Source organism: Pseudomonas sp. LBUM1676, from assembly GCF_059695605.1.
Map to the genome: position 1 here is coordinate 6,647,247 of NZ_CP166777.1, position 24,841 is coordinate 6,672,087.

Sequence of the window (24,841 nt, forward strand, 5' to 3'; positions counted from 1 at the left end):
CTCCTCCGTTGTTAAAGCAGTTGGCGAATCTCCTCCGGCAGCAAACTCATGTATCTGCGCACCGGGCCGCTGCGGCAACTCCTGACAATGGTCGGCACGCGCTTGTTCAGCATGGCGATCCATTCCAGGCGCTTTTCCTTCGGCAATTGGGTGATGTGAAACACGTTCGACAGATACGCCCGGGTGTAATGAACGGCGCGGCATCCACCCACGCATGCTCCGGGACATTCAGCAGTTGCTCATTGACGTCGCGACATTTCAACTTCTTCAGCCACTGGTTGGTGTGGATCGGCGAGTCGAGATCCAGCCGGAATACCAATGGAGCAATAATTTCCTGCTGGGCAGGCTTGTCCTCATCGACCGTCCAGGGCCTGAACCGCCACTGTTCAATCGCGACCCGGCCTGCTTCGGCCAAATCAGGATGATCGCTCTCCAGGATCTCGACCTTGCTCACCGTACCATCGGCATGGGCGGTGAACTGGACCCGAACAGCGCCAGTGATGCCAGCCCTCAGAAGCGCTGTGGGGTAAATCGGCTTAGGGTGTTTTCCGGTATCAGAAAGAACTCCCCTGCCCTGGCATCAACCGATAAACCCAGCAACAGCACAAACGCAAACCACCGCATAACCCCTCCCTTCCATGATCGAAACACCAGAACTCCCTGACAAAGCTTACGCAGCAGCGACCTGAAACAGAACGTTGCAACTTCTCCTTTGAACGAAGGACGTTTCCCAAAAACAAGCACTCATGTGGACAGATGAGGCGCGAAAGATGGAAGGGGTAAGCCTTCCTACAACGTCCTTCACTTACGTCTGAGCGACATGTTCGTAAGAGAACATACGGTCGCCAAAAATTCCGCTGTTTGACCACTGCGAACCGATGCTATTTTCGGTAACGAAACTGTAACATTCGCATCCGCAGTCAAAACAAGAAATTTGGAGCTCTTGAATGTTTGCTTTCTTTCGCCCTGCCGCACATCAGGCTCCATTGCCTGAAGAAAAAATAGACAACACCTACCGTCGCCTTCGCTGGCAGATCTTCGCCGGTATTTTTATCGGTTACGCTGGCTATTACCTGCTGCGCAAAAACTTCTCCCTGGCCATGCCCTACCTGATCGAAGAGGGTTATACCCGTGGCGAGCTGGGCTTGGCGTTGTCGGCGATTGCCATCGCCTACGGCCTGTCCAAGTTCCTGATGGGCATCGTGTCCGACCGTTCCAATCCGCGTTTCTTCCTGCCTTTCGGCCTGCTGGTGTCGGCCGGGGTGATGTTCATTTTCGGCTTTGCGCCTTGGGCGACGTCCAGTGTGACCATCATGTTCATCCTGCTCTTTATCAACGGCTGGGCCCAGGGCATGGGCTGGCCGCCGAGTGGCCGGACGATGGTTCACTGGTGGTCGCAGAAGGAACGCGGTGGCGTAGTGTCGTTGTGGAACGTGGCGCATAACGTCGGCGGTGGCCTGATCGGCCCGCTGTTCCTGCTCGGCATGGGCCTGTTCAATGACTGGCACGCGGCGTTCTACGTGCCGGCGGCGGTCGCCATGGCGGTGGCGGTGTTTGCCTTCGTGACCATGCGCGACACCCCGCAATCGGTGGGCCTGCCACCGATCGAGAAGTACAAGAACGACTACCCGGAAGGCTACGACGCCAGCCACGAAGAAGAATTCAGCGCCAAGGAAATCTTCGTCAAATACGTGCTGCGCAACAAAATGCTCTGGTACATCGCCCTGGCCAACGTCTTCGTCTACCTGTTGCGCTACGGCGTGCTGGACTGGGCACCGACCTACCTCAAGGAAGCCAAAGGCTTTACCGTCGATAAAACCTCATGGGCTTACTTCTTCTATGAGTGGGCGGGTATTCCGGGGACACTGTTGTGCGGCTGGATGTCGGACAAGATCTTCCGTGGCAACCGTGGCCTGACCGGCATGGTGTTCATGGCATTGGTCACCGTGGCGACGCTGGTCTATTGGCTCAATCCGGCCGGCAATCCGACCGTCGACATGATCGCACTGGTTTCAATCGGCTTCCTGATCTACGGCCCGGTGATGTTGATCGGCCTGCAAGCATTGGAACTGGCACCGAAGAAAGCCGCTGGTACTGCGGCGGGCTTTACCGGGTTGTTCGGTTATCTGGGGGGTTCGGTCGCGGCCAGTGCAGCCATGGGCTACACCGTGGACCACTTCGGTTGGGATGGCGGATTCGTCCTGCTAATCGGCGCGTGCCTGTTGGCGATGGCCTTCCTCGCCCCGACCCTGTGGCACAAACAGGTCGCCAGTCAGAGCCGCGAAGCACTCGCCTGATCGGCTGTTGATTTGCAGCGCTTGAGCCGCGCCTCCAGATTCCGGTCTGGCATGGCGTGGCTACGCAGGGCGTTGGCGGTCTGCTCGACATAATCGCGGGTAGTGCCGTAACGCCCGCAAGCGTTTTCGAACACATGGCTCAGCACATGATCCGGCAAGTTGCCAGCATAGCTGGGCAGGTGCCGCTCCAGTACAAAACCCAATGCCTGAACCTGGCTTCCGTCTTCAAGACGGCAGCTGAGCCAGTGCGGGCGATAGGACGGGAATGGCATCTCGCGCTGCCAAAGCGCATACAGCGAGGCTTCGAGTTGATCTTCGGGCAGACGATAGGCGAAGCCACTGCAAGAACCGCCGCGATCCAGGCCAAACACCAGGCCCGGGACTTCCGGTGTGCCGCGATGTTCGTGCGACCACAGATATAAGCCGCGATGATAGCCATGCACCCGCCCGCGCACTCGCTCTACGGCCGGGCATTCAGGGCGCCAGATCAGCGAGCCGTAAGCGAACAGCCATACCGGCCCACCCTTGTGGCGGTCCATGGTCGATTGCATCGAGCTGAGCAATTGTTCGTGCGTAAGCTGCGGTCCCAGATCGAGCCGCGGAGGGTAAGCCAGATTCAAAAAAGCAGATTCAATGGCGCTCATGGCGAATAGCGTTCAGCTCCCCGCGTGTAAAGATTACTTAATAGAACGCACCGCTGTAACAATAAGGCACATATGTTTAGAGGCAATTTAAGTGCCATGGCACAGTTTTTTAATAATTGCCTCACTGAGATATAACCTACCGGTATTTATAAGATTTTATAAATACCAATCGGCTATATAGAGAGTTATAACGATAAACCGCAATTCAACTTGCGGATCAAGATCGCGGATCAAGATCGCGGCGCGTACGCAAACACGTCAGCTCGCATCTGGTGCGCATCCATTCCCGCTTCGACCAGGGCGTCCAGCGTGCCGTAGACCATCGCCGGGGAGCCGCTGGCGTAGACATGCAGGGGTTTGAGATCCGGAAAATCTTCACACACCGCTTCATGCAACATGCCGCAGCGCCCCTGCCAGCCGCATTGATCGCTGACGACTTTATGCAGGAACAGATTGGGCAGTTTCAGCCATTCGTCCCAATGTTCGATTTCATAAAAATCTTCAGGACGACGCACGCCCCAGTACAGATGCACCGGGTGCTTGAAGCCCGTGGCGCGGCAATGTTCGATAAGGCTATGAATCTGGCCCATGCCGGTACCTGCGGCGATCAGCACCAGTGGACCCTCCGGCAATTCCGCCAGGTGGGTATCACCGAACGGCATCTCGATCCGCACCATCGAATTGCGTTGCAGTTGCTCGATCAGGCTCAGTGCACTGCTTTCGCGCGCCAGCACGTGGATTTCCAGATCGCGCCCGCCGTGGGGAGCGGAAGCCAGGGAGAACGCGGATTTCTCGCCGCTCTCGCGCTCGATCATCAGGTATTGGCCGGCGTGATAGCGCGGCGGCTTGCCGGCCGGTGCTCGCAGACGCACGCGAAAGGTGTCGCCGCCGACATCCCTGCATTCAATGACCTGACACCACAAGCTGCGCACCGGCAATTCTCCCAGCGCGAGCACGCCATCCCACAGCACGATGCAGTCTTCCAGCGGCTCTGCTATGCAAGTGTAGAACTCGCCATGGTCGCGCACACCGCCAGCCTGTTCGACCCGCCCTTCCACCAGCAAAGCAGCGCACACATGGCAATTGCCGTTTCGACAGCTTTGCGGGCATTCATAGCCCAGACGCCGCGCGCCATCGAGAATCCGCTCGCCGGGCAGAATCTCAAGCACTGCTCCGGAGGGCTGCAAGGTTACACGCATCAATCTATTCCTAACTGATTCCAGATGGCATCGATCCGCTGGGTCACGGCTTCGTCCTTGACGATCACCCGGCCCCACTCGCGAGTGGTTTCGCCGGGCCATTTATGCGTGGCATCGAGCCCCATCTTCGAACCCAGGCCGGAAACCGGCGAAGCGAAGTCGAGGTAGTCGATCGGCGTGTTGTCGATCATCACCGTATCGCGCTTGGGGTCCATGCGCGTGGTGATGGCCCAGATCACGTCGTTCCAGTCCCGTGCATTGATGTCGTCGTCAGTGACGATAACGAACTTGGTATACATGAACTGTCGCAAAAACGACCAGACGCCGAGCATTACTCGCTTGGCATGGCCGGGATACGACTTCTTCATGGTCACGATGGCCATGCGGTACGAGCAGCCTTCGGGCGGCAGGTAGAAGTCGGTGATCTCCGGGAACTGCTTCTGCAGGATCGGCACGAACACTTCGTTCAGCGCCACGCCGAGAATCGCCGGCTCATCCGGTGGCCGGCCGGTGTAGGTGCTGTGGTAAATCGGCTTGATCCGGTGGGTGATGCGCTCGACGGTAAACACCGGGAAACTGTCGACTTCGTTGTAGTAACCGGTGTGATCGCCGTAGGGACCTTCGTCGGCCATTTCGCCCGGATGGATCACACCTTCAAGGATGATCTCGGCGGTGGCCGGCACCTGCAGGTCGTTGCCACGGCACTTCACCAGCTCGGTGCGATTGCCCCGCAGCAGCCCGGCAAAGGCGTATTCGGAGAGGCTGTCCGGCACCGGTGTCACGGCACCAAGAATGGTCGCCGGGTCGGCACCCAGCGCCACGGCTACCGGGAACGGCTGGCCTGGATGCTTCTCGCACCACTCGCGGTAATCCAGCGCGCCGCCTCGGTGACTGAGCCAGCGCATGATGACCTTGTTGCGGCCAATCACTTGCTGACGGTAGATGCCGAGGTTCTGGCGATCCTTGTTCGGACCTTTGGTGACGGTCAGGCCCCAGGTGATCAGCGGGCCGACGTCGCCAGGCCAGCAGGTCTGCACCGGCAGCATCGCCAGGTCGACGTCGTCGCCTTCGATGACCACTTCCTGGCAGATCGCGTCTTTGACGACTTTCGGCGCCATGGCGATGATCTTGCGGAAAATCGGCAGCTTGGACCATGCGTCCTTCAGGCCTTTGGGCGGCTCGGGTTCCTTGAGGAACGCCAGCAACTTGCCGATCTCGCGCAGTTCGCTCACGGCCTCCGCGCCCATGCCCAGCGCCACGCGCTCGGGGGTGCCGAACAAGTTGCCGAGCACCGGGATGTCATAACCCGTGGGGTTCTCAAAAAGCAGGGCCGGGCCCTTGGCGCGCAGAGTGCGGTCGCAGACCTCAGTCATTTCGAGCACTGGGGACACCGGAACCTGGATGCGCTTGAGTTCGCCGCGCTTTTCCAGGCCGCTGATAAAGTCGCGCAAGTCGCGATACTGCATGCGTGAGCCTCGTGTTGGCCGTGGCGTTCGGGGGCAGGCAGTTTAGCGCCGAACCCCTCTATTCAGAACCACGAACTGGTGGTTCATCAAAAATCAGATAGCAAAAAGCCGGGTTTCCCCGGCTTCTGCTGGTCTATCGACTTACTTGCGTTTCATCGACAGGAAGAACTCATCGTTGGTCTTGGTTGTTTTCAGCTTGTCGACCAGGAACTCGATGGCAGCGATTTCGTCCATCGGGTGCAGCAGCTTGCGCAGGATCCACATGCGCTGCAACTCGTCGTCGGCCGTCAGCAACTCTTCGCGGCGAGTGCCGGAGCGGTTGATGTTGATGGCCGGGAACACGCGTTTTTCAGCGATCCGGCGATCCAGAGGCAGTTCCATGTTGCCGGTGCCTTTGAATTCCTCGTAGATCACTTCGTCCATCTTCGAGCCGGTTTCAACCAGCGCGGTGGCGATGATGGTCAGCGAACCGCCTTCTTCGATGTTCCGCGCGGCGCCGAAGAAACGTTTCGGTTTCTCCAGGGCGTGGGCATCGACACCACCGGTGAGTACTTTGCCGGAGCTCGGGATCACGGTGTTGTAGGCGCGCGCCAGACGGGTGATGGAGTCGAGCAGGATCACCACGTCTTTCTTGTGCTCGACCAGGCGCTTGGCCTTCTCGATCACCATTTCGGCAACCTGCACGTGGCGGGTTGGCGGCTCGTCGAACGTCGAGGCAACCACTTCGCCGCGCACGGTGCGCTGCATTTCGGTCACTTCTTCCGGACGTTCGTCGATCAGCAATACGATCAGATGAACTTCAGGATTGTTACGTGCGATGTTCGCTGCGATGTTCTGCAGCATGATGGTCTTACCGGCTTTCGGCGGTGCAACGATCAGTCCACGCTGGCCTTTGCCGATCGGAGCGCACAGGTCGATGACACGACCGGTCAAGTCTTCGGTGGAACCGTTGCCGGCTTCCATCTTCATGCGCACGGTCGGGAACAGCGGGGTCAGGTTCTCGAAGAGAATCTTGTTTTTCGCGTTCTCGGGACGATCGTAGTTGATCGTATCGACCTTGAGCAGTGCGAAATACCGCTCGCCTTCCTTGGGAGGGCGGATCTTGCCAACGATGGTGTCACCGGTGCGCAAGTTGAAGCGGCGGATCTGGCTCGGCGAAACGTAGATGTCGTCCGGACCGGCGAGATAGGAAGCGTCAGCGGAGCGCAGGAAGCCGAAGCCGTCCTGGAGAATCTCCAGCACGCCATCACCGGAGATTTCCTCGCCGCTTTTCGCGTGCTTTTTGAGCAGGGAGAAAATCACGTCCTGCTTGCGCGAACGGGCCATATTTTCTATGCCCATCTGTTCGGCCAATTCGAGCAGTTCGGTAATCGGCTTTTGCTTGAGTTCAGTCAGATTCATATAGGAATGACGTAATCATTTATGGAGGGGGGAAATTAAGCTTTTGGCTTAATGAGGCCGCGCCGCAGAGAAGGCGACAGGATCGCGTACTAATTCGAAAAGGAGTGCGTCGGCGACGGCTAGCAGGGGGCATTGGAGAAACCAGTGCGGGGCCGAATGTACCACCTGAGTTTCGGAGCGTCTAGCCCTGAATAACGAAAAAGCCCCGCAAACTGCGGGGCCTTTATTTCCGACACTTTCCAGCGACGCTTAGATGTTCGCGTCAAGGAACGCAGCCAGTTGCGACTTCGACAGGGCGCCGACCTTGGTTGCTTCAACGTTGCCGTTCTTGAACAGCATCAGCGTCGGGATACCACGCACGCCATGCTTGGCCGGGGTTTCCTGGTTTTCGTCGATGTTCAGTTTGGCAACGGTCAGCTTGCCTTTGTAGGTCTCGGCAATTTCGTCCAGGACAGGAGCGATCATTTTGCAAGGGCCGCACCATTCAGCCCAGTAGTCGACCAGTACAGCGCCTTCGGCCTTGAGGACGTCGACGTCGAAGCTAGCGTCGGTGACGTGTTTGATAAGATCGCTGCTCATGGAAGTCTCCAGGTTGTAAGCAAAAAAACGTGGCCCATCATAGCCGCCCTTCCCTCGTTCAGGAAGGTGCAGTTGATTGACTCTCGCTATGGTGGTCCATGAGTTTGGGTATAGCTCAATTCCAGACATGGCGAGGACCGCCGTTTCAAGGACGCACTATCGCGGTGCACGTCGCAGTCCGGCATTTCGGGCCGTGACACCCAGCAAATCCAGCAAAACCACGGCCTGCCCTCCCGAAACGAATCTTGGCATGGCCCGTGCTCTGTCGATCGGAAGAATTCTTTCCCTGCCGATTCGGAGATTTGCCATGACCCGGCGTTACAGCGCACTCCTCGCCGCCTTATTTGCCAGCCTGATATTGAGTCAGGCCCCTGCCCACGCCGATGGACTTGAGGATGTGGTCAAGCGCGGCATCCTCAAGGTGGCCGTGCCCCAGGACTTTCCGCCATTCGGCTCGGTCGGCCCGGACATGAAGCCCCGCGGCCTCGATGTCGACACCGCCAAACTGCTGGCCGACCAACTCAAGGTCAAACTCGAACTGACGCCGGTCAACAGCACCAATCGCATCCCGTTCCTGACCACCGGCAAGGTGGATCTGGTGATCTCCAGCCTCGGCAAGAACCCCGAGCGGGAGAAAGTCATCGACTTCTCCAGCGCCTACGCACCCTTCTACCTGGCAGTGTTCGGCCCGCCAGACGCCAGCATCAGTGGCCTGGACGACCTCAAGGGCAAAACCATCAGTGTCACCCGTGGCGCCATCGAAGACATCGAACTGACCAAAGTCGCGCCCGAAGGCGTGACCATCAAGCGCTTCGAAGACAACAACTCGACCATCGCCGCCTACCTCGCCGGGCAGGTCGACCTGATCGCCAGCGGCAACGTGGTGATGGTGGCGATCAGCGAGCGCAATCCCAAACGCGTGCCGGCGCTGAAAGTAAAACTCAAGGATTCGCCGGTCTACGTCGGTGTGAACAAAAACGAGCCGGCGCTGCTGGGCAAGGTCAACCAGATCCTGGCCACCGCCAAGTCCGACGGCGCCCTGGAGAAAAACTCCCGGACCTGGCTCAAAGAGCCGCTGCCGGCCGATCTCTGATCGCTGCCGGGGAGACTCGCCATGTCCTATCAGTTCGACTTCATACCCGTGGTGCAAAACACCGACCTGCTGTTGCGCGGCGCGCTGTTCACCCTTGAGCTGACAGCCATCGGTACCGTGCTCGGGGTGGGCCTGGGCATCGTCGGGGCGCTGGTGCGGGCGTGGAACATCCGCCCGTTTTCCGCGATCTTCGGCGTCTACGTCGAGTTGATCCGCAACACGCCGTTTCTGGTGCAGTTGTTTTTCATCTTCTTCGGTTTGCCATCGCTGGGCGTGCAGATTTCCGAATGGCAGGCGGCGGTGCTGGCGATGGTGATCAACCTCGGGGCCTATTCGACCGAGATCATCCGCGCCGGCATTCAAGCGATCCCCCGCGGCCAGCTGGAAGCCGCCGCTGCATTGGCAATGACTCGCTTCGAGGCCTTTCGCCATGTGGTCCTGCTGCCGGCGCTGGGCAAGGTCTGGCCGGCCCTGAGCAGCCAGATCATCATCGTCATGCTGGGCTCGGCGGTCTGTTCGCAGATCGCCACCGAAGAGCTGAGCTTTGCCGCCAACTTCATTCAGTCACGCAACTTCCGCGCCTTTGAAACCTATGCCCTGACCACCCTGCTCTACCTGTGCATGGCGCTGCTGATCCGCCAGTTGCTGAACTGGATCGGCCGCCGCTTCATAGCAAGGAGCAGCCTATGAGCGATTTCACCTTCTGGGACGTCGTGCGCAACCTGCTCACCGGTCTGCAATGGACGCTGGCACTGTCGCTGGTGGCGTTTATCGGCGGTGGACTGATCGGCTTGCTGATCATGGTCCTGCGCATCTCGAAAAAGCCTTTGCCGCGCAACATTGCCCGCACCTACATCGAGTTATTCCAGGGCACGCCGCTGTTGATGCAGTTGTTTCTGGTGTTTTTCGGCGTGGCGTTGGCCGGCTTGGAAATTTCGCCGTGGATGGCGGCGGCGACTGCCCTGACGCTGTTCACTAGCGCCTACCTGGCGGAGATCTGGCGCGGTTGCGTCGAGTCGATTCCCAACGGCCAGTGGGAAGCCTCTTCAAGCCTGGCACTCAACCCGCTGGAACAATTGCGCTACGTCATTTTGCCGCAAGCGCTACGCATCGCCGTGGCGCCGACCGTGGGCTTTTCGGTGCAAGTCGTCAAAGGCACCGCCGTCACCTCGATCATCGGCTTCACCGAACTGACCAAGACCGGCGGCATGCTCGCCAACGCGACCTTCGAACCCTTCATGGTCTACGGCCTGGTAGCGCTGGGTTACTTCTTGCTGTGCTACCCCTTGTCCCTCAGTGCGCGCTATCTGGAAAGGAGACTGCATGCCTCTGCTTAGAATTTCTGCCCTGCATAAATATTACGGCGATCACCATGTACTCAAGGGCATCGACTTGAGCGTCGAGGAAGGCCAGGTAGTGGCGATCATCGGTCGAAGTGGCTCGGGCAAGTCCACATTGTTGCGAACATTGAACGGTCTGGAATCGATCAACGACGGTGTGATCGAAGTCGACGGCGAATACCTCGACGCCGCCCGTGCCGATCTGCGCAGCCTGCGGCAGAAAGTCGGGATGGTGTTCCAGCAGTTCAACCTGTTCCCGCACCTGACCGTGGGCGAGAACGTGATGCTCGCGCCGCAGGTGGTGCAGAAAGTACCCAGGGACAGGGCCAGGGAGTTGGCGCGGGAGATGCTGGAACGGGTCGGCCTGGGTGAGAAATTCGACGCGTTCCCGGATCGGCTGTCCGGCGGGCAACAACAGCGGGTGGCGATTGCCCGGGCGCTGGCGATGTCGCCCAAGGTTCTGTTGTGTGACGAAATCACCTCGGCGCTGGACCCGGAACTGGTCAATGAAGTGCTGAGCGTGGTTCGGCAACTGGCCAGGGAAGGCATGACGTTGATCATGGTCACCCATGAAATGCGGTTCGCCCGGGAGGTTGGGGACAAGTTGGTGTTCATGCATAAGGGCAAGGTGCATGAGGTGGGGGATCCGAAAATTCTGTTTGCCAATCCGCAGACGACGGAGCTGGCGAATTTCATCGGGACCGTTGAAGCGGCGGGCTGATGGATCTTTTTTGAGTGGAAGGCCGTCTTCGCGAGCAAGCCCGCTCCCACATTATTTCTGTGTCGGCCGCGACATTGAGGGCAACTCACAACCTGTGGGAGAGAGCCTGCTCGCGAATGGTCGCGCAGCGGCCACTGGCATTAGTGCTCAGGATCAAGGCTTTGCACCGAACGCGTTGGCGGCAGCGTTTGATCGTGGCACGATGTCGGGGTTATCGACCGAGACCCCCTGACCATGCCGCAATCCCAAGCCAAGAATCTGTCCCTGATCGCCGCAATCGACCTGGGCTCCAACAGCTTTCACATGGTCGTGGCCAAGGCCCAGAACAGCGAAATCCGTATTCTCGAACGTCTCGGGGAGAAGGTTCAGCTGGCCGCCGGCATCAATGAAGAGCGCCAACTCAGCGAAGAATCCATGCAGCGCGGGCTCGACTGCCTGAAGCGTTTCGCCCAACTGATCAACGGTATGCCGCTGGGCGCCGTGCGGATCGTTGGCACCAACGCCTTGCGCGAGGCCCGTAACCGCGTCGAATTCATCCGTCGCGCCGAAGAAATCCTCGGCCACCCGGTGGAAGTCATCTCCGGTCGCGAAGAAGCACGCCTGATCTACCTCGGCGTGTCCCACACCCTCGCCGACACCCCGGGCAAGCGCCTGGTGGCCGACATCGGTGGCGGCAGTACCGAATTCATCATCGGCCAGCGCTTCGAACCGTTGCTGCGCGAAAGCCTGCAAATGGGCTGCGTCAGCTACACCCAGCGCTATTTCAAGGACGGCAAGATCACCCCGGCCCGCTATGCCCAGGCGTACACGGCAGCGCGGCTGGAGATCATGAGCATCGAACACGCCCTGCACCGCCTGACCTGGGATGAAGCCATCGGCTCCTCGGGCACCATTCGGGCGATCGGTCTGGCGCTGAAGGCCGGTGGGCACGGCGCCGGCGAAGTGAACGCCGAAGGCCTGGCCTGGCTCAAGCGCAAGCTGTTCAAGCTCGGTGACGTCGAGAAGATCGACTTCGAAGGCATCAAGCCTGACCGTCGGGCGATCTTCCCGGCCGGCCTGGCAATTCTCGAAGCCATCTTCGACGCCCTTGAACTGCAACGCATGGACCACTGTGAAGGCGCCCTGCGTGAAGGCGTGCTCTATGATCTGTTGGGTCGCCATCATCACGAAGACGTCCGTGAGCGCACCCTCAGCTCGCTGATGGAGCGTTATCACGTCGATCTGGAACAAGCGGCGCGGGTCGAGCGCAAGGCGCTGCACGCGTTCGATCAGGTGGCCGAGGATTGGGACCTGGATGACGGCGTCTGGCGCGAACTGCTGGGCTGGGCGGCCAAGGTTCATGAGGTGGGCCTGGACATCGCTCACTATCATTACCACAAGCACGGCGCCTACCTGATCGAGCACTCAGACCTGGCCGGATTTTCCCGCGAAGACCAGCTGATGCTCGCGCTGCTGGTGCGTGGCCACCGCCGCAACATTCCCCGGGACAAGTTTGCCGATTTCGGCGATGAAGGCATCAAGCTGATTCGCCTGTGCGTGCTGCTGCGCTTTGCGATCCTGTTCCATCACATCCGCGGCACCCAGCAGATGCCTCAGGTGGTGCTGCACGCCAACGGCGACAGCCTCGATGTGCTGTTCCCGGAAAACTGGCTGGATGAAAACCAGCTGACCCAGGCCGACTTCGCCCTCGAAGCGGACTGGCTGGCTCGGGTTGGATTCACCCTGAACGTGCGCTGAAACCCAGGCGCGAACACAATCCCTGTGGCGAGGGAGCTTGCTCCCGCTGGGGTGCGAAGCGCCCCCCTTATCCCTAAAAATAAGGGGACTGCTACGCAGTCCAACGGGAGCAAGCTCCCTCTCTCCACAGGTGTGTAGCTAAAACAAAAATGGCGATCCGCAGGGATCGCCATTTTTTATTACCCGACGTTTGCGTTAACGCACCGCCAGAATCGGGCTGCCCAAACGCTCCAGCAAGGTGGCCTGCGCACTGCGCGGATTCTGGTTGCCGGTCGGCGTGTTGCGGATGTAGCGACCGTCCGCCTGCAGGCTCCAGCTGTGGGTGTTATCGGTGAGATACAGTTCCAGCTCCTTCTTCACCCGCATGATCAGCTTCTTGCCCTCGACCGGGAAGCAAGTCTCGACACGCTTGTCGAGGTTGCGCTCCATCCAGTCGGCGCTGGACAGGAACATCTGCTCTTCCCCGCCGTTGAGGAAGTAGAAGACCCGGGTGTGCTCCAGGAACCGGCCGATGATCGAGCGCACATGGATGTTGTGCGAGACCCCGGCGATGCCCGGTCGCAGGCAGCACATGCCGCGCACCACCAGGTCGATACGCACACCGGACTGACTGGCCTTGTACAGCGCGCGAATGATCTTGGGATCGGTCAGCGAGTTGAACTTGGCGATGATGTGCGCCGGTTTGCCTTCGAGGGCGAACTGAGTCTCCCGGGCGATCATGTCGAGCATACCCTTTTTCAGGGTGAACGGCGCGTGCAGCAGCTTCTTCATGCGCAAGGTCTTACCCATGCCGATCAGCTGGCTGAACAGTTTGCCGACGTCTTCGCACAAGGCGTCGTCGGAAGTCAGCAGGCTGTAGTCGGTGTACAGGCGGGCGTTGGCCGCGTGGTAGTTGCCGGTACCCAGGTGGGCGTAACGGACAATTTCCCCGGCTTCGCGACGCAGGATCAGCATCATCTTGGCGTGGGTCTTGAAACCGACCACGCCGTAAATCACCACCGCACCCGCCGCTTGCAGACGGCTCGCCAGTTGCAGGTTCGATTCTTCGTCGAAGCGCGCACGCAATTCGATCACTGCGGTGACTTCCTTGCCGTTACGCGCGGCGTCCACCAGTGCATCGACGATTTCCGAGTTGGCGCCGGAGCGGTAAAGCGTCTGACGGACCGCCAACACGTGCGGGTCCTTGGCCGCCTGACGCAGCAGATCAACCACAGGCGTGAACGACTCGAACGGGTGCAGCAACAGGATGTCCTGCTTGCTGATCACGCTGAAAATGTTCTCGCTGTTCTGCAGCAATTTCGGGATCTGCGGCGTGAACGGCAGGTATTGCAGCTCGCGCTGGCTGTCGAGGCCGGTGATGCTGAACAGCCGGGTCAGGTTGACCGGGCCGTTGACCTGATACAGCTCGGTCTCGTGCAGGTTGAACTGCTTGAGCAGGTAATCGGACAGCTGTTTCGGGCAGGTGTCGGCCACTTCCAGACGCACCGCGTCACCGTAGCGGCGGGAGAACAACTCGCCGCGCAGGGCGCGAGCCAGGTCTTCTACATCTTCGGTGTCGACGGACAGGTCGGCGTTTCGGGTCAGGCGGAACTGGTAGCAGCCCTTGACCTTCATGCCCTGGAACAGGTCATCGGCGTGCGCGTGGATCATCGACGACAGGAACACATAATTGTCGCCAGGGCCGCCGACTTCTTCCGGCACCTTGATGACCCGGGGCAGCAGACGCGGGGCCGGGATGATCGCCAGGCCGGAATCGCGACCGAAGGCGTCGATCCCTTCGAGTTCGACGATGAAGTTCAGGCTCTTGTTCACCAGCAACGGAAACGGGTGCGTCGGGTCGAGGCCGATCGGGGTGATGATCGGCGCGATCTCGTCGCGGAAATAGCGGCGCACCCAGGTCTTGAGCTTGGTGGTCCAGTGACGGCGACGAATGAAGCGGACCTGATGCTTTTCCAGCTCCGGCAACAGAATATCGTTGAGAATCGCGTATTGGCGGTCGACGTGACCGTGAACCAATTCGCTGATGCGGGCCAGGGCCTGATGCGGTTGCAGGCCATCGGCGCCGGCCTGTTCACGGGCGAAGGTGATCTGCTTCTTCAGGCCGGCCACACGAATCTCGAAGAACTCGTCCAGGTTGCTGGAGAAGATCAGCAGGAACTTCAGCCGCTCCAGCAGCGGGTAGGACACATCCAGCGCCTGTTCCAGCACGCGGATATTGAACTGCAGTTGCGAGAGCTCGCGATGGATGTACAGGCTGCTGTCATCCAGGCCGGGAATGGCAATCGCCGGTGCCGCCACAGCAGGCTCGGCCACCACCGTGGAGGGAGCAGGCTCCAGCTCCGGTGGGGTTTCAGCGATTTGCTCCACCACAGGTTGAGCCTCTTTTACGGCGACTTCAGTGAGTCCTTCGGTAGTCATGGAATGTTCCTGGGAGGGCTATTTTTGCTCTCGTAACAATTGAGCGGCACGGACGGCAAAGTAAGTCAGGATGCCATCGGCGCCTGCACGTTTAAAAGCGGTCAGGGATTCGAGGATAACCCCTTCGCTCAACCAGCCATTCTGGATCGCCGCCATGTGCATGGCGTATTCGCCGCTGACTTGATACACAAAGGTCGGCACTTTGAATTCTTCTTTGACCCGGCAGAGGATGTCCAGATACGGCATGCCTGGCTTGACCATGACCATATCCGCGCCTTCTGACAAGTCCGCCGCCACTTCGTGCAGGGCTTCGTTGCTGTTGGCCGGGTCCATCTGATAGGAGGCCTTGTTGGCCTTGCCCAGGTTCAGCGCCGAACCCACCGCGTCGCGAAACGGGCCGTAATAGGCGCTGGCGTACTTGGCCGAGTAGGCCATGATCCGTACGTTGACGTGATCGGCCAGCTCGAGGGCTTCGCGGATCGCCTGGATGCGCCCGTCCATCATATCCGACGGCGCGACGACCTGAGCGCCGGCTTCCGCGTGGGACAGGGCCTGCTTGACCAGCGCGTCGACGGTAATGTCGTTCTGCACGTAGCCTTCTTCATTGAGGATACCGTCCTGACCGTGAGTGGTGAACGGGTCCAGCGCTACGTCGGTGATCACCCCCAGCTCAGGGAACTGCGCACGCAGGGCGCGGGTAGCGCGCTGGGCGATGCCATTGGGGTTCCAGGCTTCGGCGGCGTCGAGCGACTTGAGCTCCGGTGGCGTCACCGGAAACAGCGCCAGTGCCGGAATGCCCAGCTCGACCCACTTGGCCGCTTCTTCCAGCAACAGGTCGATGGTCAGGCGCTCGACGCCCGGCATCGAGGCCACCGCTTCGCGACGGTTTTCCCCGTCCAGCACGAACACCGGCAGGATCAGGTCGTCGACGGTCAACACGTTTTCACGGACCAGTCGGCGCGAGAAATCATCACGTCGGTTGCGACGCAGGCGGGTTGCAGGGAACAAACGGTTGGCGGGGGTAAAGCTCACGGCAGACTCCTGAGCCCGCGCAGGCGGGCGAGCGTGACAGTTATAAGCGGCCATTATGACGAACGTATTACAGTTATGTGCACCCTGTGACAGGTAGTCGCATTCCATTGTCCTTGTAGGAAATGTTCACGTCGAGACACATTTGGACACTTTCATGAATGTGCACGAAGGGTTAGGCTGCGCGTTCATTTCGCCAGCACCCAGACAATGCTCCAACAATTTCTTCAGGAATTCGGCTACTTCGCCCTCTTTCTCGGCACGTTCTTCGAAGGCGAAACCATTCTGGTGCTCGCAGGCTTCCTTGCGTTCCGCGGATACATGGACCTCAAAGTGGTGATGATCGTGGCGTTCCTCGGCAGCTATGCCGGCGATCAGCTGTGGTATTTCCTGGGACGCAAGCATGGCCGCAAGTTGCTGGCACGCAAACCACGCTGGCAATTGATGGGTGACCGGGCGCTGGAACATATCCGCAGGCACCCGGACATCTGGGTACTGAGCTTCCGTTTTGTCTATGGCCTGCGCACGGTGATGCCGGTGGCGATCGGCCTGTCGGGTTATCCGCCGGGACGTTATCTGCTGCTGAACGGGATTGGTGCCGCGATCTGGGCCGCTGCGCTGGCTGCTGCCGCCTATCACTTCGGCGCAGTGCTCGAAGGCATGCTCGGCAGCGTCAAGAAGTACGAACTTTGGGTGCTGGGCGCGCTGCTGGTCCTGGGCTTTTGCCTGTGGCTGCGCCGGCGCTTCAAGAATGCCCGCCTGGCGAAAAAGATCTACGCCGACGAGCAAGCCCTGAAAGCCGACCAGGCCAAGGCCGGCGGACCTACGACGCCAGTCGAGTGACGCGGTTTCGGCAACAGTAGAGACCGATACCGCTGAGCAGGCTGTAACTGAGCAGCCCAACCCAGCCCGTTGCGCTGGCCGGCCACAGCCCGACCAGCGGCGCCAGCCACACCAGCGGCAGGTTCGACGCCAGCCGCAGCAGCTCCAGCTTCAACGCCCACGGGCGATTCTCCAGGGCCACGCCCAGCACGAACAGACCCAGCGCCACGGCGCTCCAGCCAAGCACCAGGGCGGCGGTCGGCAGGCTTTGTTCGAGGTTCATCAAATAACTGCCCAAGGCGATGTAGACGCAGAACTGCAGCGTCACATACAGCTGTTGGCGTGCGTCCAGCGGCACCTCGAATTTGCGGAACTGGCTCAAGTCCGGTTTGTTCATCGGGTACTTCGCTGCCACATCCGCCGGCCGCCAACCGGTGCGCATGAACCAGATCCGCAACTTGTCCCATCCGCTTTCGGCACGCCGTGCGTCATCCCACAACTGTACGTAGAACTGCACGTTCGCCCACAACGGATTCCAGCTCGCCAGCGGCGTGGTCACGCCGAAAATCACCGGCTCGTTGTCGTCCTCTTCCTGGAACGAGCCAAATAGACGGTCCCAAATAATGAACACCCCGCCGTAGTTGCGATCCATGTAGAGAGCGTTCTGTGCATGGTGAGCCCGATGATTGGACGGTGTGACGAAGAACCACTCGAACCAGCCGAGCTTGGGAATGTGCCGGGTATGCACCCAGAATTGATAGAGCAGGTTCAGCGCCGCTACGCTGACAAACACCAGCAGCGGCACGCCGACCACGGCCATGGGCAAGTAGAAGATCCAGCTCAGCAGGAACCCGGTGCTGGTCTGGCGCAGGGCGGTGGAGAGGTTGTAGTCCTCGCTCTGGTGATGCACCGAATGCGCCGCCCAGAGGATGTTGCGCTCATGCCCCATGCGATGCAGCCAGTAGTAGCAGAAGTCGTAAAGGACGAAGGCGAACACCCAGACCCATACGCTCTCGGCCGACAGTTCGAACAGTGCCAGATGCTGGAGGGCAAACGCATAGGTCACCAGCCCCACGCCCTTGGTCAACAGGCCGGTGGTGGTCGACAGCACACCGGTGCTGATGCTGTTGATCGCGTCGGCCACCCGGTAATTGCGCACGCCGCGCCAACGGTCGGCCAGCAGTTCGACGGCAATCAGCACAAAGAAGAATGGCACCGCATACAGAATGAAGTCCATGACGCGCCCTGATCAGAGTCATTCAGCAAAGATTAGGTGTAACCGGGAATTAACCCTATGGCAACGAGTGACAAATTAGTGGACATTTAACGCCATGAATCTGGAGAAAAGCCCATGAGCAAAAAAATTGCAGTGATCCTTTCCGGCTGTGGCGTATACGACGGCGCCGAAATCCATGAGAGCGTGATCACCCTGCTGCGTCTCGATCAGCGTGGCGCCCAGGTGCAGTGTTTCGCACCGAATATCGCGCAGTTGCACGTGATCAACCACCTGACCGGCGAAGAAATGCCCGAGTCGCGTAATGTGCTGGTGGAGTCGGCGCGAATCGCCCGGGGCAAGATCAAGGACATTCGCGAAGCGGACGTCGAAGAATTCGATGCGCTGATCGTGCCGGGCGGTTTCGGAGCGGCCAAGAACCTTTCCAACTTCGCCATCGAAGGCGCCGGCTGCAGCGTGCAGCCCGAAGTCCTGGCCTTGGCTGAAGCCTTTGCCGAAGCGGGCAAACCGGTCGGCCTGATCTGCATCTCGCCTGCGCTGGCGGCGAAAATCTATGGGCCTGGCGTGACCTGCACCATCGGTAATGATGCCGACACTGCTGCCGCGATGAACAAGATGGGGGCCACCCATACAGATTGCGCGGTGACTGAAATCGTTGAGGACAAGGCGCGCAAGCTGGTGAGCACCCCGGCGTACATGCTGGCCCAGAGCATCAGCGAAGCAGCCTCCGGCATCAACAAACTCGTCGACCGCGTGCTCGAACTGACCCACGAAAACGACGCCTGACACGCCCTCCTGTAGGAGCGAGCTTGCTCGCGATGGACGTCAACGATGACGCTGAAAGCCTGACACCCCGCGTCGTTCTTGAGTCTTTCGCGAGCAAGCTCGCTCCTACAGCTTGCGCGATAGCCGGGTGAGAATTCGATCCAGCGCATTGGCAAACGCCTGCTTCTCCCGCTCGCCAAACGGTGCCGGCCCGCCGCTCATCTGCCCCTGCTCGCGCAAATCAGTGAACAGGTTGCGCACCGCCAATCGATCCCCCATGTTCTGCGCGTCGAACTCCTTGCCTCGTGGATCCAGCGCTGCAACGCCCTTCTTCACCAACCGGTCCGCCAGCGGCACATCGCTGCAGATCACTAATTCACCCGGCACTGCGTGTTCCACCAGGTAGTCGTCCGCCGCATCAGGGCCACTGGGCACCACGATCAGCTTCACCAGGGCCAGACCCGGCTTGATCTGCGGCTGACCGGCCACCAGCACCACTTCGAACTGACGCTTGAGGGCGAACTTCACCACCAGATCCTTGGCTGCCCGGGGGCAGGCGTCGGCATCGATCCAGACACGCATTGTGTTTTTCTCCGTAAAAAGCTTCGCGGGCAAGCCTCGCTCCTACAGGATATGGTGACACATATGTGTGTCATCCCCCTGTAGGAGCGAGGCTTGCCCGCGAATGTGAGCGAAGCGAATGCTCTTAAGAGACCACCCGCCGCTTCTCGGCCATCCAGCTACGACTGTACAGCACGACGATCGCCAGGATCGCCACCACCTGCGCTGTCAACGAATACGCATCAGCATGGATCCCCAGCCAGTCAAAATCAAAGAATGGCACCGGCCGTGTGCCGAAGATCCCGGCTTCCTGCAGCGCCTTCACGCCGTGCCCGGCAAACACCACCGACAGCGCACACAGCAGCCCGGCGTTGATGCTGAAGAATAACGACAACGGCAGTCGTGCCGAGCCACGCAGGATGACCCAGGCCAGCCCGACCAACAGGACCAGCGCCGTCGCACCACCGGCCAGCACCGCGTCATGACCCGCCGGGCCGGCCTGCAGCCACAGGGTTTCATAGAACAGGATCACTTCGAACAGCTCACGATAGACCGAGAAGAAAGCCAGGGTCGCAAACCCGAAACGGCCGCCGCCCCCCACCAGGCTGCTCTTGATGTAATCCTGCCAGGCGGCTGCATGGCGACGATCGTGCATCCACACACCAAGCCAAAGCACCATGACACTGGCAAACAGCGCCGTCGCCCCTTCGAGCAACTCGCGCTGCGAGCCGCTGACATCGATCACGTACGCCGCCAGCGCCCAGGTCCCGAGGCCGGCCAACAGGGCCAGGCCCCAGCCGACATTGACGCTGCGCACCGCCGATTGCTGGCCGGTATTGCGCAGGAACGCGAGGATCGCCGCCAGCACCAGAATCGCTTCCAGCCCTTCACGCAGCAGGATCAGCAAGCCGGAGATATAACTCAGCGACCAGCTCAAACCATCGCTGCCCAGCAGGCCGGCGGACTCCTTCAACTTGGCCTTGGCCGCGTCCAGGCGCGCCTGGGCCTGGGCCACGGGCAGTCCGTCCTGCAACGATTGACGGTAAGCCATCAGGGATTTTTCAGTGTCTTTGCGCACGTTGGCGTCGACGTTGTCCAGGGAGCTTTCGACCAGCTCGAAGCCTTCCAGGTATGCCGCCACCGACAGGTCATAAGCCTGATCATGATCGCCAGCCCGATAAGCCGCGAGGCTCTTGTCCAGGGTCTCGGCGGTGTAGTCGAGCAATTGCGCCGGGCCACGCTTGACCTGTGGCGGCTGAGCGCGCTGGGCACGGAAGGTCGCCGCGGCTTGCGGGCCGTCGACGGCCTGCACTTCTGCCGGAGTCTGGCGCGCCAGATCGGCGATGTTGTAGGTCTTCGCCTCTTTAGCGGCAGCCGGATCGGTGCTGAAGCTGGCGATGTAAGTCGCCAGGTCCCAACGCTGGCGATCGTCCAGCTGATCGGCGAAGGCCGGCATATCGGTGCCTTCGACACCGAGGCCGAGGGTGTTGTAGATCGCGTAGAGGCTCAGGTGATCCAGGCGCGCGGCATCACGCAGATTGGCCGGGGGCGGTGTCAGGCCGACACCGGCGGGGCCGTCGCCGGCACCGCTGTCGCCGTGACAGACCGAGCAATGCTGGGCGTACAGCGGCGCTCCACGAGTCGGGTCCGGGGTGATGATCGGGGCCTGGCTGACTTCATAGGCCACTGCCAGCTTTGCGCCGAGTTGCCGGGCCAGGCGCGCAACATCCGCGCCGTCCTGACGTGCCGCAATGGCGCTGCGCAATGAACCGACGCCCTGCTCCAGCCCGGCTTTTTCCGGTTTGGCCGGCATTGCCGCCACTAACCCTTGCAATACCTTGATGAATTCCAGCTGCTCGCGGTATTCGGATTCGTCGACGATCTTTCCTGCTTGCACCGTCTGCGGGTAATCCGCACCAATATAATCCAGCAAATGCAGCGCTTGCGGGGCGCCCTCCACGGTGTCGGCCAGCAGATTGAAACTGCACAGGGCAAACAGCGGCAACAGCAGCCAGGCCAGGAAACGGGACGGGGCAGTCATGAATGAATCTCAGTTGGAAATACGAAGTAACATATTGTTCACTTCGAAAGCGTTTCACTCAAGCGTTGTTCGCAGGGAAATGCAGCTGTTGCGCTGACCCGGAGCATGAAAAAGGCGACCTCCAGGGTCGCCTTTTTTTACAGCTGACTGCTTTACACCGCGACTTTGCGCAACGTCGCCATGAACGCCGCTGCACCAATGAACAGCCCGGCAAACGTGCGGTTCATACGTCTTTGCTGTTTGGGTGTACGCAACATCCGCAGCACCTTGGACGCCAACCCGGTGTAGCCGGCCATGACAATCAGGTCAACAAAGACCATGGTCACCCCAATGATCAGGTACTGACCCAGAAGCGGTGCATGAGGATCGATGAACTGCGGCAACACCGCCAGCATGAAAATCAGCGCCTTGGGATTGCTCATATTCACCAGGAAGCCACGGAACACCAGGGCCAGCGGCTTGCCGATCTGACGCACGGCCGCGTCATCGCTCATGTCGCTGGGCAGCGCTCGCCATTGCTTGATAGCGAGGTAAACCAGATAGGCCACGCCGAACCACTTGATCGCATAGAAGGCCGTCGCCGAAGCGGTGAGAATGGCGCCAACACCCGCACCGACAATCGCGATCTGCACCGCCAGGCCCAATTGCAGGCCCAAGGCGTTCCAGTAACCGCGCCAAAAACCGTATTGCAGACCGCTGGACATCGACGCAATGGCGCCGGCACCGGGAGAAAGGCTGATCACCCAGCAGGCGGCAAAAAACGCCAGCCATGTTTGAAGCTCCATTGCACACCTCGACTCAGACTCGTGACAGATGTCTAAGCTAATGCGGCTTTGGGCTGGTGACTATCGATTTTTTCGTCGTACTGAGTGACTGGCGACCAGCGTTTGCAGCTATAGGGCCCCTTCGCGAGCAAGCCCGACTTGCCGGCGAAGGCGGTGTATCAGACAGCCTACTTTTCGAACCCGTTCGAAGAGAACACATCGCTACCCCGCCAGCGCCGAACCGAACGCTGGAAGAACAAGCTGTTGGGCACTTGCACCATGGCGCTACCGGTGCCGAGTTCTTCAGCTTCGATCAATGTGGTGTAGAGCAGATTGATCGCCACCACCCGCCCCTTGACCCCGAGCTTGTCGGTAGTGTCCACCAGCTCGACCACGTCACCGATACGAAACGGGCCGACAGTAAAGATCAGGATGGCGCAGAGCAGATTGGAGAGCACGCTCCACATGGCGAAGAACGCCACCGCCGCCACCGCGACGAAGCCCGATAACGCAGTCCAGAGCACCGTGGCCGACACCCCGAGGCGCTCCAGGACGAAGATCAGCGCACTGCCCATGATCAGCCAGCGCAGCCCCCCGCGCAGCGGCATCAGCAGCTGCGGCGGCAATGGATAGCGCTCGCCCAGGCGGGTCAGGCACTTGGCGACGAAGCGTTGGGCGATGTAACCCGCCAACAGAATCAGCAGGATTTGCCCAAAGAGCCAGAGCGGTTCGATCCACATGGCCGACAGCGGTAGTTTGAAGGCTTCCATCAGGACAGCGCCTCCAGCTCCGCCTGCATGCTTTCGAGCAACTCCAGGGCTTCCATCCAGGCTTCTTCCAGTTCGGCTTCACGCACCTTCAACTTGGCCTGTTCGGCCAGCAGATCACGTAATTCGTTCTTGCGCGCCGGTTCGTAGATGTCGCTGTCGCCAAGACTGGCATCGATCTTCGCCAGTTTTTCGTGCAGCTTGCCCAGCTCGGCTTCGAGCTTGTCAGCCTCGCGCTTGTGCGGTGCCAGTTGCTGACGCAACGCAGCGGCCGCCTGGCGCTGGGCCTTCTTGTCGGTCTTGTCCGGGTTGACCGGGGTGTTGCTGACCGGAGCGTTGCGCTGACGGTACTCCACCAGCCAACGGGTGTAGTCTTCCAGGTCGCCGTCGAATTCCTCGACTTTGCCGTCCGCCACCAGGTAGAAATTGTCGGTGGTGCTTTTCAGCAAATGACGATCGTGGGAGACCACCAGTACCGCGCCGCTGAATTCCTGAAGCGCCATGGTCAGCGCCAGGCGCATTTCCAGGTCCAGGTGGTTGGTCGGTTCGTCGAGCAGCAGCAAGTTCGGCCGGCCCCAGGCGATCAACGCCAGCGCCAGACGAGCCTTCTCGCCACCGGAGAAATTCAGCACCGGTTCATCGATCCGTGCGCCACGGAAGTCGAAACCCCCGAGGAAGTCGCGCAGGGTCTGCTCGCGTTCGGTCGGCGCCAGGCGCTGCATGTGCAGCAACGGGCTGGCCTTGGAGTCGAGCGAGTCCAGCTGATGCTGGGCGAAGTAACCGACCACGGTGTTCTCGCCACGGGTCAGTCGACCGGACAACGGCTCGAGATCACCGGAGAGATTCTTGATCAGGGTCGATTTGCCTGCACCGTTGGGGCCGAGCAGACCGATCCGCGCGCCGGGGGTCAGTTGCAGCCTGACCTTCTCCAGCACGGTTTTGTCGCCGTAGCCCAAACGAGCATCGGACAGGTCGATCAACGGACTGGAAATCTTCGTCGATTCGCGGAAAACGAAGTCGAACGGCGAATCGACGTGGGCGGCGGACAGCTCTTCCATCCGCTCGAGGGCCTTGATCCGGCTCTGGGCCTGGCGGGCCTTGGTGGCCTGGGCCTTGAAGCGGGCGATGTAGCTTTCCATGTGCGCACGTTGCGCCTGCTGCTTCTCATACGCCTGCTGTTGCTGGGCCAGGCGCTCGGCACGAGCGCGTTCGAACGCGGTATAACCACCGCGGTACAAAGTGATCTTGCGCTGATCGACGTGAGCCACGTGATCGACCACGGCATCGAGAAAATCCCGGTCGTGGGAAATCAGCATCAGGGTGCCGGGATAGCTTTTAAGCCACTCTTCGAGCCAGATGATGGCGTCGAGGTCCAAGTGGTTGGTCGGCTCGTCGAGTAGCAGAAGGTCCGAGGGACACATCAATGCCTGCGCCAGATTCAGACGCATCCGCCAGCCACCGGAGAAATCTCCTACCTGCCGATCCATCTGGTCGTTGGTGAACCCAAGCCCTGCCAGCAGCTTTCGGGCCCGGGCGTCGGCAGTGTAGCCGTCGGCGCTGTCGAGTTCCGAGTGCAGGCGGGCCTGAGCGGCACCGTCATGGGCCGCTTCGGCGGCGGCGAGGTCGCGTTGCACCTCGCGCAGGCGCAGGTCGCCATCGAGCACATAGTCGACCGCCACGCGATCGAGGGTGTCGATCTCCTGGCGCATGTGGGCGATGCGCCAGTCCGCTGGCAAGAAGCAATCACCCGAGTCCGGGTGCAGGTCACCCAGAAGCAAGGCGAACAGGCTCGATTTGCCGGCGCCGTTGGCACCGATGAGGCCGGCTTTGTGGCCGGCGTGCAGGGTCAGCTCGGCGTCTTCTAGCAGACGTTGCGGGCCACGCTGTAAAGTCAGGTTCTGAAGTCGAATCATAATGGCGGCGGAGTCTACCAGCTTCGCTCGCAACTGGCGCGAGTAGCACT

At 60.3% G+C, this 24,841-nt stretch carries 22 protein-coding genes and 1 pseudogene; 8 read left to right on the forward strand and 15 right to left on the reverse strand.

Annotation, left to right across the window (positions count from 1 at the left end; translation table 11 throughout):
* Window positions 1–11: 11 nt before the first annotated feature.
* Both ACA041_RS30770 and ACA041_RS30775 read right to left on the reverse strand, forming a co-directional pair.
* Window positions 12–212: a hypothetical protein gene (locus ACA041_RS30770; RefSeq protein ID WP_497439178.1), complete on the reverse strand. Its 201-nt coding sequence runs from the start codon at window positions 210–212 to the stop codon at window positions 12–14.
* 152 nt (window positions 213–364) lie between these two features.
* Window positions 365–532: pseudogene (locus ACA041_RS30775) on the reverse strand (energy transducer TonB); the annotation flags it as partial.
* Window positions 533–947: 415 nt separating this feature from the next.
* Here ACA041_RS30775 and glpT point away from each other — a divergent pair.
* Window positions 948–2,297 (forward strand): glycerol-3-phosphate transporter, encoded by a 1,350-nt coding sequence (gene glpT, locus ACA041_RS30780; protein WP_497439179.1) that lies wholly within the window; start codon window positions 948–950, stop codon window positions 2,295–2,297.
* On the opposite strand, the gene ACA041_RS30785 is transcribed toward glpT, so the two are convergent.
* The 5 genes from ACA041_RS30785 to trxA form a co-directional block, all read right to left on the reverse strand.
* The gene (locus ACA041_RS30785; RefSeq protein WP_497439180.1) at window positions 2,273–2,941 is read right to left on the reverse strand and encodes a gamma-glutamylcyclotransferase; all 669 of its coding nucleotides are present in this window, start codon (window positions 2,939–2,941) and stop codon (window positions 2,273–2,275) included. The genes glpT and ACA041_RS30785 overlap by 25 nt on opposite strands.
* Before the next feature lie 230 nt (window positions 2,942–3,171).
* On the reverse strand, window positions 3,172–4,140 hold the full coding sequence (locus ACA041_RS30790) for a CDP-6-deoxy-delta-3,4-glucoseen reductase (protein WP_497439181.1): 969 nt from the start codon (window positions 4,138–4,140) through the stop codon (window positions 3,172–3,174).
* The gene (gene ubiD / locus ACA041_RS30795; protein WP_497439182.1) at window positions 4,140–5,606 is read right to left on the reverse strand and encodes a 4-hydroxy-3-polyprenylbenzoate decarboxylase; all 1,467 of its coding nucleotides are present in this window, start codon (window positions 5,604–5,606) and stop codon (window positions 4,140–4,142) included. The genes ACA041_RS30790 and ubiD overlap by 1 nt, the downstream gene beginning before the upstream one ends.
* A gap of 141 nt (window positions 5,607–5,747) precedes the next feature.
* A complete protein-coding gene (gene rho, locus ACA041_RS30800) occupies window positions 5,748–7,007 on the reverse strand; it encodes a transcription termination factor Rho (protein WP_007942421.1) in 1,260 nt (419 codons plus the stop codon).
* A gap of 249 nt (window positions 7,008–7,256) precedes the next feature.
* Window positions 7,257–7,586 (reverse strand): thioredoxin TrxA, encoded by a 330-nt coding sequence (gene trxA, locus ACA041_RS30805; RefSeq protein WP_008150340.1) that lies wholly within the window; start codon window positions 7,584–7,586, stop codon window positions 7,257–7,259.
* Window positions 7,587–7,893: 307 nt separating this feature from the next.
* Between trxA and ACA041_RS30810 the strand changes: the two genes are divergently transcribed.
* The 5 genes from ACA041_RS30810 to ppx all read left to right on the forward strand — a co-directional run bounded on the left by ACA041_RS30810 (window position 7,894) and on the right by ppx (window position 12,477).
* A complete protein-coding gene (locus ACA041_RS30810) occupies window positions 7,894–8,679 on the forward strand; it encodes a transporter substrate-binding domain-containing protein (protein WP_497439183.1) in 786 nt (261 codons plus the stop codon).
* A gap of 21 nt (window positions 8,680–8,700) precedes the next feature.
* Window positions 8,701–9,369, forward strand: a complete 669-nt coding sequence (locus ACA041_RS30815; RefSeq protein WP_497439184.1) for an amino acid ABC transporter permease — start codon at window positions 8,701–8,703, stop codon at window positions 9,367–9,369.
* Window positions 9,366–10,016: an amino acid ABC transporter permease gene (locus tag ACA041_RS30820; RefSeq protein ID WP_497439185.1), complete on the forward strand. Its 651-nt coding sequence runs from the start codon at window positions 9,366–9,368 to the stop codon at window positions 10,014–10,016. The genes ACA041_RS30815 and ACA041_RS30820 overlap by 4 nt, the downstream gene beginning before the upstream one ends.
* Window positions 10,003–10,740, forward strand: a complete 738-nt coding sequence (locus ACA041_RS30825) for an amino acid ABC transporter ATP-binding protein (protein WP_497439186.1) — start codon at window positions 10,003–10,005, stop codon at window positions 10,738–10,740. The genes ACA041_RS30820 and ACA041_RS30825 overlap by 14 nt, the downstream gene beginning before the upstream one ends.
* A gap of 234 nt (window positions 10,741–10,974) precedes the next feature.
* Window positions 10,975–12,477, forward strand: a complete 1,503-nt coding sequence (gene ppx / locus ACA041_RS30830) for an exopolyphosphatase (RefSeq protein ID WP_497439187.1) — start codon at window positions 10,975–10,977, stop codon at window positions 12,475–12,477.
* Window positions 12,478–12,672: 195 nt separating this feature from the next.
* On the opposite strand, the gene ppk1 is transcribed toward ppx, so the two are convergent.
* Together ppk1 and hemB are read right to left on the reverse strand one after the other, a co-directional pair.
* Window positions 12,673–14,895, reverse strand: a complete 2,223-nt coding sequence (ppk1, locus tag ACA041_RS30835) for a polyphosphate kinase 1 (RefSeq protein WP_497439188.1) — start codon at window positions 14,893–14,895, stop codon at window positions 12,673–12,675.
* Window positions 14,896–14,913: 18 nt separating this feature from the next.
* Complete coding sequence (hemB, locus tag ACA041_RS30840; protein WP_497439189.1) at window positions 14,914–15,927, reverse strand: porphobilinogen synthase; 1,014 nt, start codon at window positions 15,925–15,927, stop codon at window positions 14,914–14,916.
* A 207-nt stretch (window positions 15,928–16,134) separates the two neighbouring features.
* On the opposite strand from hemB, the gene ACA041_RS30845 reads away from it, so the two are divergent.
* Window positions 16,135–16,767: a DedA family protein gene (locus ACA041_RS30845; RefSeq protein ID WP_497439190.1), complete on the forward strand. Its 633-nt coding sequence runs from the start codon at window positions 16,135–16,137 to the stop codon at window positions 16,765–16,767.
* Here the strand turns inward: ACA041_RS30845 and ACA041_RS30850 are convergent.
* Complete coding sequence (locus ACA041_RS30850) at window positions 16,748–17,983, reverse strand: sterol desaturase family protein (RefSeq protein WP_497439191.1); 1,236 nt, start codon at window positions 17,981–17,983, stop codon at window positions 16,748–16,750. The two genes, ACA041_RS30845 and ACA041_RS30850, sit on opposite strands and share 20 nt — an antisense overlap.
* A 114-nt stretch (window positions 17,984–18,097) precedes the next feature.
* Between ACA041_RS30850 and elbB the strand changes: the two genes are divergently transcribed.
* Entirely contained in the window at window positions 18,098–18,766 is a 669-nt protein-coding gene (elbB, locus tag ACA041_RS30855; RefSeq protein ID WP_497439192.1) for an isoprenoid biosynthesis glyoxalase ElbB, read from the forward strand.
* Between the two features lie 105 nt (window positions 18,767–18,871).
* Here elbB and ACA041_RS30860 read toward each other — a convergent pair whose 3' ends face one another.
* The 5 genes from ACA041_RS30860 to ACA041_RS30880 form a co-directional block, all read right to left on the reverse strand.
* Window positions 18,872–19,327 (reverse strand): YaiI/YqxD family protein, encoded by a 456-nt coding sequence (locus ACA041_RS30860; RefSeq protein WP_201115736.1) that lies wholly within the window; start codon window positions 19,325–19,327, stop codon window positions 18,872–18,874.
* 124 nt (window positions 19,328–19,451) lie between these two features.
* On the reverse strand, window positions 19,452–21,347 hold the full coding sequence (locus ACA041_RS30865; protein ID WP_497439193.1) for an FTR1 family protein: 1,896 nt from the start codon (window positions 21,345–21,347) through the stop codon (window positions 19,452–19,454).
* Between the two features lie 152 nt (window positions 21,348–21,499).
* Window positions 21,500–22,132 carry a LysE family transporter gene (locus ACA041_RS30870; protein WP_497439194.1) on the reverse strand — a complete coding sequence of 211 codons (633 nt, stop codon included), beginning with the start codon at window positions 22,130–22,132 and terminating at the stop codon, window positions 21,500–21,502.
* Between the two features lie 167 nt (window positions 22,133–22,299).
* Window positions 22,300–22,881 (reverse strand): mechanosensitive ion channel domain-containing protein, encoded by a 582-nt coding sequence (locus ACA041_RS30875; RefSeq protein WP_497439195.1) that lies wholly within the window; start codon window positions 22,879–22,881, stop codon window positions 22,300–22,302.
* The gene (locus ACA041_RS30880; RefSeq protein WP_497439196.1) at window positions 22,881–24,791 is read right to left on the reverse strand and encodes an ATP-binding cassette domain-containing protein; all 1,911 of its coding nucleotides are present in this window, start codon (window positions 24,789–24,791) and stop codon (window positions 22,881–22,883) included. Before ACA041_RS30880 ends, ACA041_RS30875 begins: the two co-directional genes overlap by 1 nt.
* Between the last annotated feature and the right edge of the window lie 50 nt (window positions 24,792–24,841).